Raw genomic sequence first — 20,033 nt, 5'->3', positions numbered from 1 at the left:
CCCACCCTGCCCGGGTCGTTGCCGCGTTATCGAAATCGCGTTTGACAAAGCCGGGCAAACTGTATGAAATCATCCGCAGGGACGCAATGAGGCAAAATACGTAACATACGATACAGCGCTCCCCGGGGACAGCAGACAATGGAGACAGCACGGCCCGCCAGCCTTGCATCGCCTGAGACCGTAAGGGTGACGAACCCCGGCGGATCAAGCCCCTTCGTGCTGACCTGCGACCACGCCTCCAATTTCCTGCCCCCGGAATTCGGAACGCTCGGCCTTGCCGCCGAGGAGCTTTCCCGCCACATAGCCTGGGATCCCGGAGCCTTGCCGGTGGCGCGCCGCATGGCCGAGGCGCTCGATGCGACGCTGGTCGAGACCTGCATCTCGCGGCTCGTCATCGACTGCAACCGGCCGCTCGACGCGCCGGACCTGATAGTGACGGTCAGCGCCAGCGAAAAAACCATGATTCCGGCCAACCAGGGACTTTCGGCCGACGAGCGGGAGGCGCGCATTGCGCTGGCGTGGCGGCCGTTCCACGACCGGATCGCGACGATTATTGACGAGCGCCTGGCGGCCGGGCGGGAGACGCGGCTGGTCTCGATCCATTCCTTCACGCCGGTCTACAAGGGCAGCAGCCGGCCCTGGCACATCGGCATCATCCATGACGAGGACCGCCGGCTGGCGGCGCCGCTGATCGGGGCGCTGAAGCAGCTTGCCGGCGTCACCGTCGGCGTCAACGAACCCTATTCGCCGGCCGACCGCGTCTATTTCACGCTGGAACGCCATGCCCGCTCGCGGGGGCTGCCCTGCGCCATGGTCGAAATCCGCAACGACGAGATCTCCGGCGCAGCCGGGCAGCGGAAATGGGCGGATCTGCTCGCGGGTATTTTTCTCAATCTGGAGCCCGAGGCGGCCAAGGGCCCCAGACCAAGCGCAGTCGGAAAGTCAATTCAATCGGCCAGCTAAGAAACCAAAGGGGACTTCAAAATGGTAGCACCGGGTTATACCGAAGTTGACAAGAAGGAGGACCTGAAAGTTCTCCACGGAATGGGCTATGCCCAGGAACTGTCGAGAAGCATGAGCCGCTTCTCGAATTTCGCGATCTCCTTCTCGATCATCTGCATCCTCTCTGGCGGCATCAATTCCTTCGCGCAGGCGACATCGTCGATCGGTGGCGCTGGCGCTGGCATCGGCTGGATCGTCGGATGCATGGTTTCAGGATTTTTTGCGCTTGCTGTGGCCCAGATCGCCTCGGCATTTCCGACCGCAGGCGGCCTCTATCACTGGGCATCCATTCTGGGGAATCGTTTCACCGGTTGGCTCACCGCATGGCTCAATTTGCTCGGCCTGATCACCGTGCTCGGCGCGATCAACATCGGTACTGCTTTCTTCTTCGTCGGCACGTTCGGCGGAGCCTTCGGCATGACCGGTACGCCTGGCGAGATCGTCGGGTTTGTCGCCTTCATCACCGTGTTGCAGGCGCTGCTCAATCATTTCGGCATCAAGTTGACGGCTATGCTGACGGACGCCTCCGGCTTCCTGATCCTGGCAACGACGGCGGTGCTGATCGTCGCTTGCCTGATGTTTGCTCCAGCGATCGACATCACCCGGCTGTGGACGTTCACGAACTATTCGGGCGATGCGGGCGGCGGCGTTTTCCCGCAGTCCGACTCCATGACGTATCTCTTCCTGCTCTGCCTGCTGCTGCCGGTTTACACCATCACCGGCTATGACGCCTCGGCGCATACTTCGGAAGAAACATTGAGGGCGGCGCATTCGGTTCCGCGGGCGATCGTTTCATCGGTGCTCTGGTCGTCGCTGATCGGCTGGGTAATGCTGTGCGCGATCGTACTCGCGATCCCGGATCTGGCGGCCGGGGCCAAGCAAGGCTGGAGCGTGTTCTTCGCGACGATGGACGCGATCTTGCCGGCGTGGCTGAAGACATTGCTCTATCTGGGCATCCTGATCGCGCAGTTCCTCTGCGGTCTCGCAACGGTCACCTCAGCCTCGCGCATGCTCTTTGCCTTCTCTCGCGATGGCGGCATGCCGGTCGGCTCGGCCTCGCTAGCCAAGGTCAGCCCGGCCTGGCGCACGCCGGTCAATGCGATCTGGACGGCTGCGGTGCTCGAGATCATCTATGTCTTTCTTGCCCAGTTCATCTCTGTCGGCGGCACCAACATCTATACCATCGTCGTCAATTCGACATTGGTGTTCCTGTTCCTGTCATTCATCATTCCGATCGTGCTCGGCATGATGACTTTCGGAACGGCGAAATGGCCGAATCCCGGTCCATGGAATCTTGGCGCCGGCCCGTTCAAGCTGATTTGCATCCTGTCGGTCGTCGGCATGGCAATCATCTTCTACATCGCCATCCAGCCGCCTAACGACAAAGTGCTCTATATCACCCTGGGCTTCATTGTACTGACCGCGGTGCTTTGGTTCGGTTTCGAAGCCCGCCGCTTCCAGGGTCCGCCCATTGGCGACCAGATCGCAAAGCGCCAGGCGGCGATTAAGGCAGCCGAGATGGCTGTCGGCGAAGCTGGCGCCTGACGCTCCCTCTCACGACCATGGCCGGCATCGCGCCGGCCATGGTTTTCGTCCCCTTTTCAAACGACAAGCGCTGGAGTGCCAGAGGAATGGCCGGAAATTTCTCGTTCGATCAGTTGAAGCAAGCGGTCTCCAGCGGCGAGGTCGATACGGTGCTGGCCTGCATCGTCGACATGCAGGGGCGGCTTGCGGGAAAGCGGTTCCTGGCCCGCTATTTCGTCGATTCCGCGCATGACGAGACGCATGGCTGCAACTACCTGCTGGCCGCCGACATCGATATGGAACCGGTGCCCGGCTACAAGGCGGCGAGCTGGTCGAAGGGCTATGGCGATTTCGTCATGAAGCCGGACCTTGCGACGCTGCGGCGCGTTCCGTGGCTGGAGAAGACGGCGCTGGTGATCTGCGACGTGCTCGACCACCATACTCATGACGACCTGGCGCATTCGCCGCGCGCCATGCTGAAGAAGCAGGTCAAGCGGCTGCAGGAACGCGGCTATATCGGCTATTTCGCTTCCGAGCTCGAATTCTATCTGTTCAGTGAAACCTACGATTCCGCCCGCAAGAAGCACTGGCAGGGCCTCGATACCGCATCGCCCTACATCGGCGACTACCAGATCGGCATCACCACCAAGGAAGAAGGCGTCATGCGCCGGCTGCGCAACGAGATGGAGGCGGCCGGCATCCCGATCGAGAATTCGAAGGGCGAGTGGGGTCCCGGCCAGGAAGAGATCAATGTCCGCTACGCCGAGGCGCTCGACATGGCCGACCGCCACGTCATCCTGAAGAACGGCGCCAAGGAAATCGCCGAGTCCGAAGGCAAGGCGATCTCGTTCATGGCCAAGTACAATTACGGGCTCGCCGGCAATTCCAGCCACATCCATAATTCGCTGTGGAGCGCCGACGGCAAGACGCCATTGTTCTACGACAAAAATGCCGAGTGGACGCTGTCGACGCTCGGCCAGCAATGGGCGGCCGGCCAGCTCAAATATGCCAAGGAATTCACCTGGTTCCTGGCGCCCTACATCAATTCCTACAAGCGCTTCCAGGCCGGCACCTTTGCGCCGACCAAGATCATGTGGAGCGAGGACAACCGCACCGCCGGTTTCCGTCTTTGCGGTGAGGGCACCAAGGGCATCCGCATGGAATGCCGGATCGGCGGCGCCGATTTGAACCCCTATCTGGCTTTCGCCGCGCTGATCGCTGCCGGGCTTGCCGGCATCGATGAAAAGCTTGAGCTGCAGAAGCCTTTCGTCGGTGATGCCTACCAGGCCTCGCAGCTGCCCGAAATTCCAAAGACATTGCGCGACGCAACCGCGACGCTGGTGGAATCGAAGATGCTGAGGCAGGCGCTCGGCGACGATGTGCTGGAACATTACGTCCACACGGCACACTGGGAACAGTTCGAATACGACCGCCGGATTACGGACTGGGAACTGCACAGGGGGTTCGAGCGGTATTAAATGACCTGGCAATGTCGGCGCCGCCCGCCCCTCACCTTTACCCTCTCGTGAAGAACGGGGAGAGCGGGGTCGCCAGCGCTGGAGCTTGTCCCTTCTCCGTCACCATAGGCGGAAAGGTGCCGGCAGGCGGATGAGGGGCGGCGTGACCAACGAGAATTATTGTAGAATGCGAGGATCCAAGGAATGACCGAAACGGTCAAGATAAAATCCCCCGTCGACGGTTCGATCTATGCCGAACGGCCTCTGGCCACGGACCAGGCGATCGGTGCCGCGGTCGAGCGCGCCAAGACGGCGCAGGAGAAGTGGGCGCAGACGCCGGTCGTCGAGCGCGGCAAGTACATGCTTGCCATGCTGGAGGCGCTGGTCGCGATGACCGACGAGATCGTGCCGGAGATCGCCTGGCAGATGGGCCGGCCGGTGCGTTATGGCGGCGAGTTCGGCGGCGTCAGGGAGCGCGTCTCCTACATGGTCGAGATCGCCGAGGCGGCACTGAAGCCGGTCATGGCCTCCAACCCGAAGGAGGGCTTTCGCCGCTATGTGAAGAAGGTGCCGCTCGGCGTGGTCATGGTGATCGCGCCGTGGAACTATCCTTATCTTACCGCCGTCAACACCATCGTCCCGGCGCTGATGGCGGGCAGCGCCGTCATCCTCAAGCACGCGGCGCAGACATTGTTGGTCGGCGAACGGTTTCAGCAGGCGTTCGACAGAGCCGGCCTGCCCAAGGGCCTGTTCCAGAACCTCGTCATGAATCACGCGCAGACCGAAAGGCTGCTCGGCTCCGGCAAGATCGACCACGTCAACTTCACCGGCTCGGTCGCCGGCGGCCGCGCCATCGAAAAGGCGGCGGCGGGCACCTTCATGACGCTCGGCCTCGAACTCGGCGGCAAGGATCCGGCCTATGTGCTGCCGGACGCCAAGATGGACCATGCCGTTGCCAATCTGGTCGACGGCGCCTTCTACAATTCGGGCCAGTGCTGCTGCGGCATTGAGCGCGTCTATGTCCACGAGAAGGTCTACGATGAATTCGTCGAGGGCTTCATCGCCGAGACGACGAACTACGTCGTCGGCAATCCGCTAGACCAGGCGACCACCATGGGGCCGATGGCGCAAGCGCGCTTCGCCGACCTGATCCGCGAGCAGAAGGCCGAGGCGTTGCGCAAGGGCGCCAGGGCGCACATCAATATGAAGGTGGCCAACGACAGGCAAGGTTCGCCCTATCTGGCGCCCGAAGTGCTGACCCAGGTCGACCATCAGATGAGCGTCATGCGCGAGGAAAGCTTTGGCCCGATCGTCGGCATCATGAAGGTGCGCAACGACGAGGAAGCGATCGCGCTGATGAACGACAGCCCCTATGGGCTGACGGCCTCGATCTGGACGCGCGACACCGACCATGCTGCGGCGATCGGCGACCGCGTCGAGACCGGCACGGTGTTCATGAACCGCTGCGACTATCTCGACCCGGCGCTGGTCTGGACCGGCGTCAAGGACACCGGCAAGGGCGCGGCACTGTCGGCCATCGGCTACGACAACCTGACCAGGCCGAAATCATACCATCTGCGCGAAGCCATCTGATTTTCTGAAAGACAAAAATGACAAAACTCGTTTCCAAATGGAACTACCCGACGACCGTCCGCTTCGGCGCCGGGCGCATTAGGGAATTGCCGGAGGTGCTGGCGGCGACCGGCATCAAGCGGCCGCTGTTCGTCACCGATCCGGGACTGGCCAGACTGCCGGTGGTGGCCTCGACGCTGAAGATCCTCGACGACGCCAAGGTGCCGTATGGCGTGTTTTCCGAGGTCAAGCCGAACCCGGTCGATTCCAACCTGACCGCCGGCATCGCCGTGTTCAAGAAGGGCAAGCATGACGGCGTCATCGCCTTTGGCGGCGGCTCGGCGCTCGACCTCGGCAAGCTGATCGCCTTCCAGGCCGGGCAGACACGGTCGGTCTGGGATTTCGAGGATGTCGGCGACTGGTGGACGCGCGCCGATGCCGATGCGATCGCGCCGATCATCGCCGTGCCGACCACGGCCGGCACCGGCTCGGAAGTCGGCCGCGCCGGCGTCATCACCAATGAAGCGACCCACACCAAGAAGGTCATCTTCCATCCGAAACTCTTGCCGGCGATCGTCATTGCCGATCCGGAGCTGTCGGTCGGCATGCCCGGCTTCATCACCGCCGGCACCGGCATGGATGCGCTTGCCCACTGCCTCGAAGCCTATTGCGCGCCGGGCTATCACCCGATGGCCGACGGCATCGCCGTGGAAGGCATCAGGCTGGTCTTCGAAAACCTGCCGAAAGCCTATGCCAACGGCAAGGACCTGGTCGCCCGCGCCAACATGATGAGCGCTGCCGCCATGGGGGCCGCCGCCTTCCAGAAAGGGCTTGGCGCCATCCATTCGCTGTCGCATCCGATCGGCGCGCTCTACGACACCCACCACGGCATGACCAACGCCGTGTTCATGCCCTACGTACTGGCCTTCAACCGCGAGGCGATCGAGCCGCGCATCGCCCGGCTCGCCGCCTATTGCGGCATCAAGGGCGGCTTCGACGGCTTTGCCAAGGCGATCGTCAAGCTGCGCAAGGAGCTCAAGGTGCCGCACGCACTGCCCGGCCTTATCAAGGGGCTCGACATGGACAAGAAACGCAAGGGCCTGATCGCCGACATGGCGGTGGTCGACCCGACCGCCGGCGGCAACCCGGTCAAGCTGACCAGGAAGGCGGCGCTGACGCTGCTCGAGAACGCCATCGCCGGCGCGGTCTGAGACAAACTTCAGCATTGCCAATCCACTTTGGAAAAGAGGCGAAGAAAGGGGGGAAAGGATGACAGGCAAGGCCGAAACTAGTTAGCCGGAAAAATAGCGGCGTAGCGATTGCTACAGCCGGTTAAAAAGAGTTTACTTTTTCGTACTGCAGGGCATCGCTTTCACAAAGCTTTCATCTGGCTGTCACACGAAAACGATACCGCATCGCAGGCGTCCAACGGCGTCAGTTCAACGGAGAGAACACATGTTCAAATTCACGGGGAAAGTGCTTTCCCTTTCGGCCGTCGCCCTGATGGCGACCTCTGCCATCTCGTCGGCCCAGTCCATGGATGAACTGGTCGCCGCAGCCAAGGCTGAAGGCCAGCTCACCACCATCGCGCTGCCGCATGATTGGTGCGGCTACGGCGCGGTCATCGACGGCTTCAAGGGAAAGTATCCGGGGATCACCGTCAATGAGCTCAACCCTGATGCCGGCTCCGGCGACGAGGTCGATGCGATCAAGGCCAACAAGGACAATAAGGGCCCGCAAGCGCCCGACGTTATCGACGTCGGCCTGTCGTTCGGCCCGACCGCAAAGAAGGACGGCCTGATCCAGGCTTATAAAGTATCAACCTGGGACTCGATCCCCGACAGCGCCAAGGATGCCGAAGGCTTCTGGACCGGCGACTATTACGGCGTTCTGTCATTCATGGTGAACAAGGATCTGGTCAAGGAATCGCCGAAGGACTGGGCCGATCTACTGAAGCCGGAATTCGCCAACTCGGTGGCGCTGGCCGGTGATCCGCGCGTTTCGAACCAGGCCATCCAGGCCGTCTACGCGGCCGGTCTTTCCGGTGGCGCGGCTGCTGGTGAAGCTGCGGGCACGGCCGGTCTCGACTTCTTCAAGAAGCTCAACGCTGCCGGCAATTTCGTTCCAGTCGTCGGCAAGCCGGCAACACTGGCCCAGGGTCAGACCCCGATCCTGATCAACTGGGACTACAATGCGCTTGCCGGCCGCGATACGCTGAAGGGCAACCCGCCGGTCGACGTGATCGTGCCGAAGACCGGTGTCGTCGCCGGTGTCTACGTGCAGGCCATCAGCGCCTATGCGCCGCATCCGAATGCAGCCAAGCTGTGGCTGGAATACCTCTACTCCGACGAAGGCCAGATCGGCTGGCTGAAGGGCTATTGCCACCCGATCCGCTTCAACGATCTCGCCAAGAACGGCAAGATCCCGGCGGACGTGCTGGCCAAGCTGCCGCCGGCGGAATCCTATGCCTCGGCCGCGTTCCCGTCGCTCGACGAGCAGGCCAAGGCCAAGGAAGCCATCAGCAAGAACTGGGACGCCACTGTCGGCGCCAACGTCAAGTAAGAGTTGAAATCCACCGGGCGGTCGCAAGGCCGCCCGGCCCTCTCTAGAAGACGGTAGCCGGCGCATGACCGATCTTACGGCTTCAAATCAGGCATTTGCCAGCAAACCTGCGCCGCCGAACCAGGCGACCGCGTTCCGTTTGCCGACGCAATGGATCGGCGTGGCGCCCTTCTTCATCTTTGCCCTGATGTTCCTGATCCTGCCCACGCTCTACCTTGTCGTGGGGGCTTTCCAAGGCAGCGAAGGCCAATTCACGCTGGACAACATCCTGCAGCTGGTCAGCGATCCGTCAATCAGCAATTCCTACTGGTCTTCGATCAAGATCAGTTTCTGGTCGGCCATCATCGGGGCGTTTGCCGGGCTGGCAATAGCGATCGCGATCGTGCGCGGCGGACTGCCAAGCTGGACGCGCTCTGCGACCCTGACCTTTTCAGGCGTCGCCTCCAATTTCGCCGGCTTACCGCTCGCTTTTGCCTTTCTGGCTACGCTTGGCCGCGTCGGTATCGTCACAACGCTTTTGCGTGACGTTTTGAATATCAACATCTATGCGATGGGGTTCAATTTCCTCACCACGTCGGGTCTGATTGCGGTCTATCTGTTCTTCCAGATACCGCTGATGGTGGTCATCATCGTGCCGGCGATCGACGGGTTGAAGAAGGAATGGGGGGAGGCGGCCGCGACGCTCGGCGCCACTCAGTGGCAGTATTGGCGCATGGTGGTCATCCCGGTGATATGGCCGAGCTTCCTCGGCACGATCATCCTACTGTTCGCCAATGCCTTCGGTGCCATCGCCACTGCTTATGCGTTTGCCGGTCCGACTCTTAATATTGTTCCCATCAAGCTCTATTCGCAGATGAATGGCGACGTGCTGCACAACCCGCAACTCGCTTATGCCATCGCCTTCGGCATGATCGTAATCACCGGGCTCGCGAATGTCTTCTACATCTGGTTTCGGACTCGCTCTGAAAGGTGGCTCAAATGAAGAGCGGACGTTTCTGGGCCTGGGTCGTCTTCGCGCTGGGCGCGGCCTATTTCTTCATACCGCTGATGGCGACGGTCGAGTTCTCGCTGCGCATGCGGCGCGGCGTCCACTCCTTCGACGCCTATCAGGTCGTGCTGGGCGACGCGCGTTTCCAGTCAACCTTCCTGTTTTCAGTCATAGCGGCCATCTGCACCATTATTCTGGGGGTCCTGATCGTGGTGCCGGCGGCATATTGGATCCGGCTGCGTCTGCCGCAGTTGCGGCCAATCGTCGAATTCATCACCCTTTTGCCGCTGGTTATTCCGGCCATCGTCATCGTTTTTGGCTACATCAGGATGTATGGCTCGAATTCGCCGTTACCGTTCCTGGGAAGCAATTGGGGTGCGAACGCGTTGCTTGTCGTCGGCTATACGACGCTGGCTCTGCCTTATATGTATCGGGCTGTTGACACCGGACTGCGCACAATCGACGTGCGGACACTGACCGAAGCTGCGCAAATTCTGGGCGCCGGCTGGGGCACGATCATCACCCGGGTCATCCTGCCCAATGTCCTGATCGCGGTGCTGTCGGGCGCCTTCCTGACCTTTGCCATCGTGATCGGTGAATTTACCATGGCGAGCCTGCTCAGCCGGCCTGCCTTCGGGCCCTATCTGCAGAACATCGGCGCCAACCGTGCCTACGAGCCGGCGGCGCTTGCCGTCATCGCCTTCGCCATCACCTGGGGCTGCATGTCGCTGATCCAGATCCTGTCGCGCTTCGCGCCGCGATCGGCGAACCGGCCAAACTGATCGAAAGCCGAAAGAAAAAGCCATGGCCGAGCCATTCCTCTCCATCCAGCACGTTCGAAAATCCTTCGGCGCCACCACCGTGGTGCAGGATTTCAACCTCGACATCGAGCCAGGCGAATTCGTCTCCTTCCTCGGCCCGTCGGGTTGCGGCAAGACGACGGTGCTGCGCATGGTCGCCGGTTTCGAAGAGCCATCCGCCGGCAAGATCGTCGTGGCCGGCAAGGATATCACCCGGCTGAAACCCAATCAGCGCAATGTCGGCATGGTGTTCCAGGCCTATGCGCTGTTTCCGAACCTCACTGTGGCGCAGAATATCGGCTTCGGGCTGAAGGTCGCCGGCATGCCGAAGGCCGACGCCGACAGGCGCGTGGCCGAAATGCTCGACATCATCAAGTTGCCGCAGATGGGCGACCGCTATCCCTACCAGCTTTCCGGCGGCCAGCAGCAGCGCATCGCGCTGGCGCGGGCGATTGCGCCGAAGCCGAAGCTGCTGCTGCTCGATGAGCCGCTGTCGGCGCTCGACGCCAAGGTGCGTGTTTCGCTGCGCGAGGAAATCCGCTCGATCCAGAAGAAGCTCGGCATCACCACCATCTTCGTCACCCACGACCAGGAAGAGGCGCTGTCGATCTCCGACCGCATCGCCGTGATGTATGGCGGCAAGGCCGAACAGGTCGGCACGCCGTTCGAGATCTACAACCGGCCGGCAACCAAATTCGTCGCAAATTTCGTCGGCACGCTGAACGTGCTCGAAGGCACGGTCACCGACGCGGCTTCGGGCAAGGTGCGCGTCAACTCGCAGGAGGTCTCGCTCAAGGGCAAGCTCAACGGCTCGAAATCCGGCGACACGCTGTCGCTGGCGTTGCGGCCCGAGGCGATCTCACTCGGCCGCCACCCCGGCCGCGACTCCAGCCTTTCGGGCGAAATCGCCGAAGTGCATTTCCTCGGCTCGGTCATCCGGGTCCGCGTCGGCATCGGCGGCAGCACGGTCTCGCTCGACACCTTCAACAGCCCGGCCACACCGCCGCCCGCCGTCGGCGAAAAAGCCGAGATTTCCTTCTCGTCGGGCGACATGCTGGTGCTGCATTGAGGGGAAGAGGTGAATAGTGAATAGTGAGAATGCACTTTACGGGCCTAAATTCTCCCTGCACGCGACCATTCACCATTCACCATTCACCATTCACCATTCACCATTCACCAGCAGCAAAGCCGTGGCCGTTTTTCGCAGTGCCAATCGCCCGGCTTCACCGCTACGATAGCGCATGGCGCTTTTTGAACTCACCCTTGTCTTGCTTCTCATCGCGGTCGCCCTGACCGCGCTGTCGCGGCGTCTGCATATTCCCTATCCATCGTTGCTGGCGCTGGCCGGCGCCGGCATCGCCTTCCTGCCGTTTGCACCGACCATCGAGATCGACCCGGAGCTGGCGCTGGCTCTGTTCATCGCGCCGGTGCTGCTCGACGCGGCCTATGACACGTCGCTGCGCGATCTCAACCGCTACAAGGTTTCGCTCATCCTGCTGGCGCTTGGCGCCGTCATCTTCACCACGGTGACGGTCGGGCTGGTCGGCTGGACGATGGCAGGCCTGCCCGTCGCCGCCGCCATAGCGCTTGGCGCGATCGTGGCGCCGCCCGATGCGGTGGCAGCCGCGGCCGTGCTCGGACAGTTCAAGGTGCCGCACCGCATCACCGCAATCCTCGAAGGCGAGAGCCTGCTCAATGACGCCACGGCACTGCTGATCTACAGGATGTCCGTTTCCGCAGCCGTCGGCTCCATCCTGTTGAGCAGTGCCGTACCAATGATCCTGCTGTCGACGGTCGGCAGCCTTGCCGCAGGCTATGTGCTCGGCCGGTTGTCTCTCGCCATACTCGGCCGCATCGACGACCCGGCGAGCGGCACGGTGGTGCAATTCGCCTCAACCTTCGGCGTCTGGATCCTGGCCGACAGGATAGGGCTTTCCGCCATCATCACCATCGTCGTCTATGCGATGACCATCGCCCGCACCGCGCCGCGCCACATGCCGGCGAGAAACCGCATCAGCTCCTACTCGGTCTGGGAGACGGCGGTGTTCGTGCTCAACGTCCTGGCCTTCGTCCTGATGGGTCTTCAGGCGCGATCGATCGTCGGCAGGCTCGCCCAGCAAGGGCAGAACGAGGCGTTCGTCTTTGCCCTGGCTGTGCTGGCCGTCGTCATCGTGTCGCGGCTCGTCTGGGTGCTGGGCTGCGGCGCGATCCTCAGAGCGCTGGCACGTCTGGGCGACGAGGATAGGCAAAAAGACGCACCGACATTCCGCGGCGGCGTGCTCATCGGCTGGTGCGGCATGCGCGGCCTGGTGACGCTTGCGGCAGCCTTCGCCTTGCCGGCCGACTTTCCGGGCCGCGATCCGATCGTGCTCGCCGCTTTCACGGTGGTGCTCGGCACGCTGGTGCTGCAAGGCGTCAGCCTGAAGCCGTTGCTGCGTCTGCTCAATCTAGACCTCGACCAGACCGTCGACCGGGAGGTGGCGCAGGCGCGCGTCGCCATCATGCAGGCGGCGCTCGACGTGCTCAGCGGCAAGACATCGAGCGCAGCAGGGGCGGTGCGCGAGCAATATGCCGCCCAGCGCGCCATTGCCGAAAACCCGGAAGATGCCCAGGCGGCGACCGAGTATGACAGGTTGCGTCTTTATGCCATCAAGAGCCAGCGCGATGCGCTGGAGCGTTTGCGCATCGACGGAACAATCGGCGACCAAGCCTACCACCGCCTCGAGGAAGAGATCGACTGGTCGGAACTGGCAGCATCCCCGCCCGGTCGGTTCCAGCCGCTGACCACTTAAAGCGCGTCGCGTTGGAACAGCCTCTTGCGACGCGCTTCAAGTTTTGTCTTATGCATGTCGTTATCCCAAAACGGCTGCGCATTTTTTGAGCGACAAGCATTAGCATCTGGCCCAAGCTCCCTCCGCCCGGCTGCACATTGCAAGCCTCTCGGCAAACGGCTACTGCCACCAGGAAACTGAGCCGGATAAGCAATGAAGCTGGTCAGCTATAACATCCAGTACGGTTTCGGCAGCGATGGCCGCTACGACTTGGCGCGTTGTGCCAAGGTCGTGGCCGGCGCCGACATCATCGCCTTGCAGGAGGTGGAGCGGCACTGGCTGCGCAGCAACGAGGACGACCAGCCGGAACTTCTTTCACGATTGCTGCCCGACTACCATTGGGTCTATGGGCCGGCCTTCGACATGGATGCCAGCCAACGGCGTGACGGCCGCATCGCCAACCGGCGGCGACAATTCGGCACCATGGTCCTGTCGAAGCTGCCGATCGTCTGGTCGCGGCTGCACACGCTGCCGCTCAGGCGCACGCTGCGGCCGCTCAACACCCGTAACGCGGCGCTCGAATGCATGATCGGCACCCCTGCCGGCCCGGTGCGGTTCTTTTCGCTGCATCTGGCGCACATCGCGGCCGAGGAGCGGCTGGAGCAGATCGAATACCTGCTCACCGAGCATCGCCGTGCGCCCTCCGAGGGCGGGCCATGGAGCGGCGGCGACGACGAGCCGGCGCGCAACTGGAGCAATGGCGGACAGGAGCCGGAAAATCCCTTGGCGGCGATCTGGATGGGGGACTTCAACACGGAGCCGGGCAGCGCAGAATACCGCCGCATCGTCGGCAGCACGCCCTATCATCGCGGTGCCGCCTATCCCGACGGTTTCGTCGATGCCGCCGCCGTCGCCATGGAGCCGACAGCGGATTTCCACACCCATGTGAAGACCATCGACGGCAGAGTAGCAAAGCGCCGGCTGGACCATTGCTTCGTCGGCGGCATGTTTGCCGGGCGGGTGCGCTCGGTCGGTGCTGAAATCGGCCAAATCGCCTCCGACCATTTTCCGCTCTGGGTCGATATCGACCTGGAGACGCCGATCGTCATCGGGACGGGCGGCGGATGAACCGTCGATGAGCCTGTTTGTCTTTTTCGCGGTGCTCGCGGCCGCTTCCATGCATGCGATCTGGAACGCGCTGGTCAAGGTCCATCTCGACCGTTTTCTGTCGATCACGCTGATGACGCTCGGCATGGGTGCCGCCGCGCTGGTGACATTGCCTTTAGTCGAGGTGCCGAAGCCGGAAGTGTGGCCATACATCCTCGCTTCGGTCGTCTTCCACATGGGCTACAGGACGTTCTTGATCGGCGCCTACAAGGCCGGCGATTTCGCCCAGACCTATCCGCTGGCGCGCGGCACCGCGCCATTGCTGGCCGCTTTGGGGGGCGTCGTGGTGGTTGCCGAGATGCCGGCGCCACTCGCTGTTGTCGGCATCGTCTTGTTGTCGGCGGGCACGCTGGTGCTGTCGTTTCGCGGCGGCGCGCATCTGGAGAAGTTGAACCTGCGCGCCGTCGGCTTCGCGCTGGGCACATCGATCTTCATCGCCAGCTATACGCTGTCGGACGGCAGCGGCGCGCGGCTGGCCGCCACCGCATCGAGTTATGCGGCCTGGCTGTTCGTCTGCGATGCGCTGTGGGCGCTGGTGCTGTGCGTCGTCTTTCGCGGCCCACAGGCGCTGCCGGTGCTGGCGCGCGACTGGAAGGCAGGAATCTATACCGGCGTGCTCAGCGGCGGCGCCTACTGGATCGTGATGTGGGCGATGACCAAGGCGCCGATCGCCTCGGTGGCGTCGCTGCGCGAAACATCGATCCTGTTCGCCATGATGATCTCGGTGTTCGCGCTCGGCGAGAAGATGACGGCATGGCGAGGTGCCGCGGTGCTTAGCATCGTCGCCGGGGTGGTTGCACTGAGAATGGGATAGTCAGGCGATCTCCAGGTCGAAGACCATCAGCCCGTCGGTGCCGCCTTCGAGCGACGCTATCAGTCTTGCGCCGGCTCGCTGATGCGCTTCATGCTCCAGATAGGCATCGCGTGCCGCGGCATCGGGAAAGTCGATTGTGAAGCCGTGCGTGAAGCCGCGGGCGAAGGGTTCCGGGCTGGTATTGGCGCTGAATTCGACCTTACCCATGCCGTTGATCACCGGCCGCAATGCTTCGAGATCGGCATGGATTGCCGCGTGCTCGGCGTTGGCGACATCGTTACGGAACCTCACGAAAACACAGTGCCTGATCATCCTTTGTCCCTCATGCCGCTCGGTTGGTGGAAAACACGGCCGGCGGCAGCGGCTCGCGGCCAAGGATCAGATCGGCGCCCTTTTCACCAACCATGATCGTCGGGGCGTTGGTGTTGGAGGAGGGGATGCGCGGCATCACCGAGGCGTCGCAGACGCGCAGGCCATCGATACCGCGCAGCCTGAGATCCGGCGTTACCACGCTCATCGCATCGTGGCCCATGCGGCAGGTGCCAACCGGGTGGTGGTCGGTCTTGGAACTGCGGCAGGCGTAGTCGAACAACTCGTCGCCGCTCTGCAGGTCGGGTCCCGGCAGTACCTCGCGCAGTACATAGGGCCGCAGCGCCTTCTGCCGCATGATCTCGCGCGCCAGCTTCAGCCCCTTGATCGACATGTCGCGATCATAGGGATCGGACCAATAGTTCGGATCGATCAGCGGGCGGTCGGCCGGGTCGGCACTGTTCAGCCGCACCGTGCCGCGCGAGCGTGGACGCAGGAAGGCCGAGTTCAATGTCACCCCCGGATTGTTCAACTTCTCGACGCCGGCCTCGATGCCGGAGCCGAGGCCGAGATGCAGCTGGATATCGGGAGAGGCGGCAGTCGGATCGGCGAACCAGAAGCCGCCGGTCTCGAACAGGCTGGAAGCCACCGGGCCCTTCTTCAGGAGCAGGTACTGAAGGCCGGCCCACGCAGTCCAGTGCAGCTTGGCGTAGTTGTCGTAGGTGTGGTCGCCGGTGCATTCGGCGATGACGAACAGATCGAGATGATCCTGCAGGTTGGAGCCGACGCCGGGCAAATCGTGCACCGGCGTCACGCCGACCGCCTTCAGATGGTCGGCCGGGCCGATGCCCGACTGCATCAGAAGCTTCGGTGAGCCGACGGCGCCGGACGAGACGATCACCTCGCGTTCGGCGCGCAGGATCGTCGGCTGGCCGCCCGGCCGGTCGACGATCTCCGCGCCGATGGCGCGGCCCTTGTCGACGACGATGCGCGTCACCAGAACGCCGGTCCTGATAATGAGATTCTTGCGATCGCGGATCGGCCTGAGATAGGCGACCGAGGCGGAGGAGCGTCTCGCGTCCTTCTGCGTCAATTGGTAATAGCCGACGCCCTCCTGGCTGGTGCCGTTGAAGTCGGGATTGAAGGGAATGCCCATCTCCTGTCCGGCACGGAAATAGGCCTCGCAGATCGGCAGCGGCGCGATCGGATTCGACACGCCGAGCGGGCCCTGGTCGCCGTGAAAATCGTTGGCATAGCGTTGGTTGTTCTCGGCGCGTTTGAAATAGGGCAGCACGTCGCGATAGCCCCAGCCAGCAAGGCCTTCTTCCTTCTCCCAGGCGTCGTAGTCGCGGGCGTTGCCGCGCGTGTAGATCTGGGCGTTGATCGACGAGCCGCCACCGATCACCTTGGCCTGCGTGTATCGGAAGACGCGGTCGTTCATGTGCTTTTGCGGCACCGTCGACCAGCCCCAGGCGGCGATGCCCTTGGTCATCTTGGCAAAACCGGCCGGCATGTGGATCAGCGGATGCCAGTCCTTGCCGCCGGCTTCGAGCAGCAGCACCCGATGCGACGGATCTTCGCTCAGCCGGTTGGCGAGTACGCAGCCGGCCGGGCCGGCGCCAACGATTATGTAGTCGGTCATAGGATGCAGTCGGTCATGGCGTCACCTGTTCATAGCCTCGGCACCGACAGCGCGCCGTCGACATTGATGACCGAGCCGGTCGAAAAGCCGAGTTTGCCGCCGGCGAGCGCCGCCACGGCGGCACCGATATCGGCGGCTTCGCCCCAGCGCTTTGCCGGCACCAGCCCGCGGTCGATCAGCGCGTCGTATTTGGCGGTGACACCTGATGTCATGTCGGTGCGGATGATGCCCGGCCGCACTTCGAACACCGCGATGTTTTCGGCGGCGAGCCGCAGCGCCAGGTTCTTCACCCACATCGAAAGCCCGGCCTTGGAGATGCAGTAATCGGAACGTTCCGGCGAGGCCATGGCGGCGCTGACCGAGGTAATGGTGATGATCGATCTCGCACCATCGCTCGGCAGGCCGAGCATCGCTTTGGCAACGGCCTGGCTGAGGAATACGGTGCCGCGCAGATTGATGGCGAGCACCCGGTCGAAACTTTCCGGCTTGAGCTCGAGCAGGTCGCCGCGCAGGACGGCGCCGATGCCGGCATTGTTGACCAGGCAGTCGATGCGGCCGAAGGCGTTCAATGCGGCATCGACAAGTGCCGCATGGCCACCGAGATCGGCGATGCCGCAGCGATGGTATGCGAATGCCGCGCCGCGCGCTGTAATGTCGCCGGCGAGCCCGTCGGCGGCTTTGTCGGCAAGGTCTGCGACGAGGATGTCGAACCCTGCGTCGGCCAGCGCCTCGGCGCAGGCAAGGCCGATACCGCGCGCGCCGCCAGTGACGATCGCTGCCGGGCGGCTCATGTTGCAAGCTCCGTCTTGCGGATATGATCGGCGACGCGCAGCGCCTGTGCGGCAATCGACAGCGCCGGATTGACGGCGGCCGAATTCGGCAGGAAGCCGGCATCGACGACGAACAAATTGCTGTGGTCGAAGGAGCGGCAGAACGGATCGAGCGGCGAGGTCGCTGGATCGTTGCCCATCTTCACCGTGCCGCACTGATGCGAGGGCGTGCGCTTGTCGAACGGCCGCGACAGCACGATCGGATAGCCGCAGGCGCGGAAATTTTCGCGCATCACCTTGGTCAGTCCGTCGAGCGACTGCATGTTGGAGCGCCGCCACTGCATGACGATGTCCTTGCCGTCGACCATGATGCGGCTCTCGGGATCGGGCAGGTCCTCGCACATCAGATACCAGTCGACGGCGTGGCCGGCCATGAAATCGAGCGCGAATTTGGGCGCGCGTCTGACATTGGCCTTGAGGATGTTGCCGTCGATCTTGCCGAGGAGCTGGACATTGCCGAGCGGCTTGCCGCCCTTGCCGTCGGACAGATAATAGTCGTTCAGCATCAGCGTCTTCTGGTAGACGGATTTGTTCCGGCGGCGCGGATCGATCGCCAGCATGGCGCACGAATTGTGGTTCATGAAGTTGCGGCCGACCTGGTCTGAACGGTTGGCCAGGCCTTTGCCACCGCCTTTGCCCTTAGGGGTGGGCGAGCGCAGCAGGATGGCGGCGGAATTGACCGCGCCGGCGGATAGGATGACCAGCTTCGGCGCAACTTTCTTCAGCGTACCGTTCTGTCGATAATGGACGGCGGCGATTGTCCTGGCATCCGGCGATGCCTCGAGATGTTCGACGTGGGCGCCGGTCTCGAGCTTGATGTTCTGGTCGGCAAGAGCTGCCGCCAGCGGCCCCGTTTGGGCGTCGACCTTGCCGGTCCCGGTGTTGGGAAACGCGTCCCACGGCGTGCCGCCGTCTTTCAGCCAGGCTTCGATGTCGACGCCGAGCGGCAGCGATGCCGGGTGCAGGCCCAGGCTCTTGAGCTCGGCGCGCGCACGCGCGATCGGCGGCTCGTCGGGTACCGGCCCAAAAGGGTAGGGCATCGAGTGGAACGGCTCGGTCGGGTCTTCGCCGAGTGCACCGCGCACGCAAAAAAGCTGCTCGGCCCTGGAATACCAGGGTTCGAATTCCTCATAGGAAAACGGCCAGGCCGGCGAGATGCCGCCATAGTGCTCCATCTCCGAAAAGTCTTGCCTGCGGTAGCGGATCAGCACGGCGCCGTAGAATTTCGAATTGCCGCCGACATAGTAGTAATTGCCCGGGTTGAAAGGCGCTCCGCCGGCCTCGAGCCACATCTCCTTCGGCCTATAGTGACCATCGACGAAGATAGCTCGGGAGTCGCGTGTGTGCGGCGTTGCCGGCAGTGGTTCGCCGCGCTCCAGCATCAGGATCGAGGCGCCACTGCCGGCAAGGCCGGAGGCGATCGTGGCGCCGCCGATGCCGGAGCCGATGATGACGATGTCGGGATTTGTCATGGCGGTCAGACGATGCGTTTCTCGGTCGCCGGATCGAAGAACACCGCCTTAGTCAGGTTGAAGGCGAGCGGCGTGACCGTGCCGGGCTGGATGTTGGCATCGGCGCGCAGCCGCGCCACCACCGCCTTGCCGCCGAGATTGGTGACCGCGAACGTATCCGAGCCGGCCGGCTCGATGACCTCGATGTGACAGTCGGCGCGGGCGATGCTCGAGGCGTTGCGTTCGGCACCCTCGGGATCGGTCAGTGCTTCCGGACGGACGCCAAAGATGATCGATTTGCCCTGGAATGCCGACAGGCCGGCCGGCGCATTGGCCAGCGGCAACGAGATCGGCTGGCGCGCCTCCCGCTCCATGACGACGGAGAAGCCGCTGCCGTTGCTGCCGATCGTCGCCGGGATCAGGTTCATCGCCGGCGAGCCCATGAAGTCGGCAACAAACAGGTTGACCGGATTGTTATAGATTTCGGCCGGTGTGCCGAACTGCTGCACCTCGCCGTCGCGCATCACCGCGATCTTGGTGGCCAGCGTCATCGCCTCGATCTGGTCGTGCGTGACGTAGACGATGGTGGTGCCGGTGGTGGCGTGCAGACGCTTGATTTCGATGCGCATGTCGACGCGCAGCTTGGCGTCGAGGTTCGACAAAGGCTCGTCGAACAGGAACAGCTTGGGATCGCGCACCAGCGCCCGGCCCATGGCGACGCGCTGGCGCTGGCCGCCGGAAAGCTGGCTTGGCTTGCGCTTAAGCAAATGGCCGATCTGTAGGACCTTCGCGACCTTGTCGATCGCCTTCTGGCGCTCGCCGACCGGCACGCCGCGCATCTCCATGCCGAAGGCGATATTGCCGGCAACCGTCATGTTCGGATAGAGCGCGTAGCTCTGGAAGACCATGGCGATGTCGCGCTTGGACGGGTGGAGATCGTTGATCGTGCGTCCGTCGACACGGATTTCGCCTTCGGTGATGGTCTCCAGGCCGGCAATGGTGTTGAGCAGCGTGGACTTGCCGCAACCGGAAGGCCCGACCAGCACGAGGAAGCCGCCCTTTTCGAGGTCGAGGTCGATGCCTTTCAGGATCTCGACCGCTCCGAAACGCTTCTTCAACCCGCCAATTTCCAGAAAAGCCATGC

At 63.0% G+C, this 20,033-nt stretch carries 17 protein-coding genes; 12 read left to right on the top strand and 5 right to left on the bottom strand.

Annotated features, from left to right (window positions below; genetic code table 11):
- Nucleotides 1–138: 138 nt before the first annotated feature.
- The 12 genes from AC0L2P_RS16925 (at nucleotide 139) to AC0L2P_RS16870 (ending at nucleotide 14,657) form a co-directional block, all read left to right on the top strand.
- A complete protein-coding gene (locus AC0L2P_RS16925; protein ID WP_473502468.1) occupies nucleotides 139–963 on the top strand; it encodes an N-formylglutamate amidohydrolase in 825 nt (274 codons plus the stop codon).
- Between the two features lie 21 nt (nucleotides 964–984).
- The gene (locus AC0L2P_RS16920; protein ID WP_473502467.1) at nucleotides 985–2,547 is read left to right on the top strand and encodes an amino acid permease; all 1,563 of its coding nucleotides are present in this window, start codon (nucleotides 985–987) and stop codon (nucleotides 2,545–2,547) included.
- A gap of 86 nt (nucleotides 2,548–2,633) precedes the next feature.
- Nucleotides 2,634–4,004 carry a glutamine synthetase family protein gene (locus AC0L2P_RS16915; RefSeq protein ID WP_473502466.1) on the top strand — a complete coding sequence of 457 codons (1,371 nt, stop codon included), beginning with the start codon at nucleotides 2,634–2,636 and terminating at the stop codon, nucleotides 4,002–4,004.
- A 183-nt stretch (nucleotides 4,005–4,187) separates the two neighbouring features.
- Entirely contained in the window at nucleotides 4,188–5,576 is a 1,389-nt protein-coding gene (locus AC0L2P_RS16910; protein WP_473502465.1) for an aldehyde dehydrogenase family protein, read from the top strand.
- Between the two features lie 17 nt (nucleotides 5,577–5,593).
- Nucleotides 5,594–6,766 carry an iron-containing alcohol dehydrogenase gene (locus tag AC0L2P_RS16905; RefSeq protein ID WP_473502464.1) on the top strand — a complete coding sequence of 391 codons (1,173 nt, stop codon included), beginning with the start codon at nucleotides 5,594–5,596 and terminating at the stop codon, nucleotides 6,764–6,766.
- 244 nt (nucleotides 6,767–7,010) lie between these two features.
- Nucleotides 7,011–8,117: an ABC transporter substrate-binding protein gene (locus tag AC0L2P_RS16900; protein WP_473502463.1), complete on the top strand. Its 1,107-nt coding sequence runs from the start codon at nucleotides 7,011–7,013 to the stop codon at nucleotides 8,115–8,117.
- Nucleotides 8,118–8,181: 64 nt separating this feature from the next.
- A complete protein-coding gene (locus AC0L2P_RS16895) occupies nucleotides 8,182–9,099 on the top strand; it encodes an ABC transporter permease (RefSeq protein WP_473502462.1) in 918 nt (305 codons plus the stop codon).
- Entirely contained in the window at nucleotides 9,096–9,887 is a 792-nt protein-coding gene (locus tag AC0L2P_RS16890) for an ABC transporter permease (protein WP_473502461.1), read from the top strand. Before AC0L2P_RS16895 ends, AC0L2P_RS16890 begins: the two co-directional genes overlap by 4 nt.
- Before the next feature lie 22 nt (nucleotides 9,888–9,909).
- Nucleotides 9,910–10,974 carry an ABC transporter ATP-binding protein gene (locus AC0L2P_RS16885; protein ID WP_473502460.1) on the top strand — a complete coding sequence of 355 codons (1,065 nt, stop codon included), beginning with the start codon at nucleotides 9,910–9,912 and terminating at the stop codon, nucleotides 10,972–10,974.
- 172 nt (nucleotides 10,975–11,146) lie between these two features.
- Entirely contained in the window at nucleotides 11,147–12,697 is a 1,551-nt protein-coding gene (locus AC0L2P_RS16880; protein ID WP_473502459.1) for a cation:proton antiporter, read from the top strand.
- Between the two features lie 192 nt (nucleotides 12,698–12,889).
- Entirely contained in the window at nucleotides 12,890–13,804 is a 915-nt protein-coding gene (locus AC0L2P_RS16875; RefSeq protein ID WP_473502458.1) for an endonuclease/exonuclease/phosphatase family protein, read from the top strand.
- A 7-nt stretch (nucleotides 13,805–13,811) separates the two neighbouring features.
- Nucleotides 13,812–14,657, top strand: a complete 846-nt coding sequence (locus tag AC0L2P_RS16870) for an EamA family transporter (RefSeq protein WP_473502457.1) — start codon at nucleotides 13,812–13,814, stop codon at nucleotides 14,655–14,657.
- Here AC0L2P_RS16870 and AC0L2P_RS16865 read toward each other — a convergent pair whose 3' ends face one another.
- The 5 genes from AC0L2P_RS16865 to AC0L2P_RS16845 are packed head-to-tail and all read right to left on the bottom strand — an operon-like array spanning nucleotide 14,658 to nucleotide 20,031.
- The gene (locus AC0L2P_RS16865) at nucleotides 14,658–14,969 is read right to left on the bottom strand and encodes a Dabb family protein (protein WP_473502456.1); all 312 of its coding nucleotides are present in this window, start codon (nucleotides 14,967–14,969) and stop codon (nucleotides 14,658–14,660) included.
- A 10-nt stretch (nucleotides 14,970–14,979) separates the two neighbouring features.
- Nucleotides 14,980–16,608 carry a GMC family oxidoreductase gene (locus AC0L2P_RS16860; protein ID WP_473502455.1) on the bottom strand — a complete coding sequence of 543 codons (1,629 nt, stop codon included), beginning with the start codon at nucleotides 16,606–16,608 and terminating at the stop codon, nucleotides 14,980–14,982.
- A 29-nt stretch (nucleotides 16,609–16,637) separates the two neighbouring features.
- Nucleotides 16,638–17,399 (bottom strand): 3-ketoacyl-ACP reductase, encoded by a 762-nt coding sequence (locus AC0L2P_RS16855; protein WP_473502454.1) that lies wholly within the window; start codon nucleotides 17,397–17,399, stop codon nucleotides 16,638–16,640.
- The gene (locus AC0L2P_RS16850; RefSeq protein WP_473502453.1) at nucleotides 17,396–18,910 is read right to left on the bottom strand and encodes a GMC oxidoreductase; all 1,515 of its coding nucleotides are present in this window, start codon (nucleotides 18,908–18,910) and stop codon (nucleotides 17,396–17,398) included. The genes AC0L2P_RS16855 and AC0L2P_RS16850 overlap by 4 nt, the downstream gene beginning before the upstream one ends.
- A 5-nt stretch (nucleotides 18,911–18,915) precedes the next feature.
- Complete coding sequence (locus AC0L2P_RS16845) at nucleotides 18,916–20,031, bottom strand: ABC transporter ATP-binding protein (RefSeq protein WP_473502452.1); 1,116 nt, start codon at nucleotides 20,029–20,031, stop codon at nucleotides 18,916–18,918.
- Nucleotides 20,032–20,033: the final 2 nt, after the last annotated feature.

This window comes from Mesorhizobium sp. WSM4836 (assembly GCF_055811815.1).
This window is presented reverse-complemented; position numbering and strand designations above follow the sequence as displayed.

What these genes read in the sequence shown, in the direction of transcription:
- AC0L2P_RS16925 (WP_473502468.1), top strand. Translation starts at nt 139, where the DNA reads ATGGAGACAGCACGGCCCGCCAGCCTTGCATCGCCTGAGACCGTAAGG.
- AC0L2P_RS16865 (WP_473502456.1), bottom strand. Translation starts at nt 14,969, where the DNA reads ATGATCAGGCACTGTGTTTTCGTGAGGTTCCGTAACGATGTCGCCAAC.
- AC0L2P_RS16850 (WP_473502453.1), bottom strand. Translation starts at nt 18,910, where the DNA reads ATGACAAATCCCGACATCGTCATCATCGGCTCCGGCATCGGCGGCGCC.
- AC0L2P_RS16890 (WP_473502461.1), top strand. Translation starts at nt 9,096, where the DNA reads ATGAAGAGCGGACGTTTCTGGGCCTGGGTCGTCTTCGCGCTGGGCGCG.
- AC0L2P_RS16845 (WP_473502452.1), bottom strand. Translation starts at nt 20,031, where the DNA reads ATGGCTTTTCTGGAAATTGGCGGGTTGAAGAAGCGTTTCGGAGCGGTC.
- AC0L2P_RS16870 (WP_473502457.1), top strand. Translation starts at nt 13,812, where the DNA reads ATGAGCCTGTTTGTCTTTTTCGCGGTGCTCGCGGCCGCTTCCATGCAT.
- AC0L2P_RS16920 (WP_473502467.1), top strand. Translation starts at nt 985, where the DNA reads ATGGTAGCACCGGGTTATACCGAAGTTGACAAGAAGGAGGACCTGAAA.
- AC0L2P_RS16880 (WP_473502459.1), top strand. Translation starts at nt 11,147, where the DNA reads ATGGCGCTTTTTGAACTCACCCTTGTCTTGCTTCTCATCGCGGTCGCC.
- AC0L2P_RS16915 (WP_473502466.1), top strand. Translation starts at nt 2,634, where the DNA reads ATGGCCGGAAATTTCTCGTTCGATCAGTTGAAGCAAGCGGTCTCCAGC.
- AC0L2P_RS16875 (WP_473502458.1), top strand. Translation starts at nt 12,890, where the DNA reads ATGAAGCTGGTCAGCTATAACATCCAGTACGGTTTCGGCAGCGATGGC.
- AC0L2P_RS16900 (WP_473502463.1), top strand. Translation starts at nt 7,011, where the DNA reads ATGTTCAAATTCACGGGGAAAGTGCTTTCCCTTTCGGCCGTCGCCCTG.
- AC0L2P_RS16855 (WP_473502454.1), bottom strand. Translation starts at nt 17,399, where the DNA reads ATGAGCCGCCCGGCAGCGATCGTCACTGGCGGCGCGCGCGGTATCGGC.
- AC0L2P_RS16895 (WP_473502462.1), top strand. Translation starts at nt 8,182, where the DNA reads ATGACCGATCTTACGGCTTCAAATCAGGCATTTGCCAGCAAACCTGCG.
- AC0L2P_RS16910 (WP_473502465.1), top strand. Translation starts at nt 4,188, where the DNA reads ATGACCGAAACGGTCAAGATAAAATCCCCCGTCGACGGTTCGATCTAT.
- AC0L2P_RS16885 (WP_473502460.1), top strand. Translation starts at nt 9,910, where the DNA reads ATGGCCGAGCCATTCCTCTCCATCCAGCACGTTCGAAAATCCTTCGGC.
- AC0L2P_RS16905 (WP_473502464.1), top strand. Translation starts at nt 5,594, where the DNA reads ATGACAAAACTCGTTTCCAAATGGAACTACCCGACGACCGTCCGCTTC.
- AC0L2P_RS16860 (WP_473502455.1), bottom strand. Translation starts at nt 16,608, where the DNA reads ATGACCGACTACATAATCGTTGGCGCCGGCCCGGCCGGCTGCGTACTC.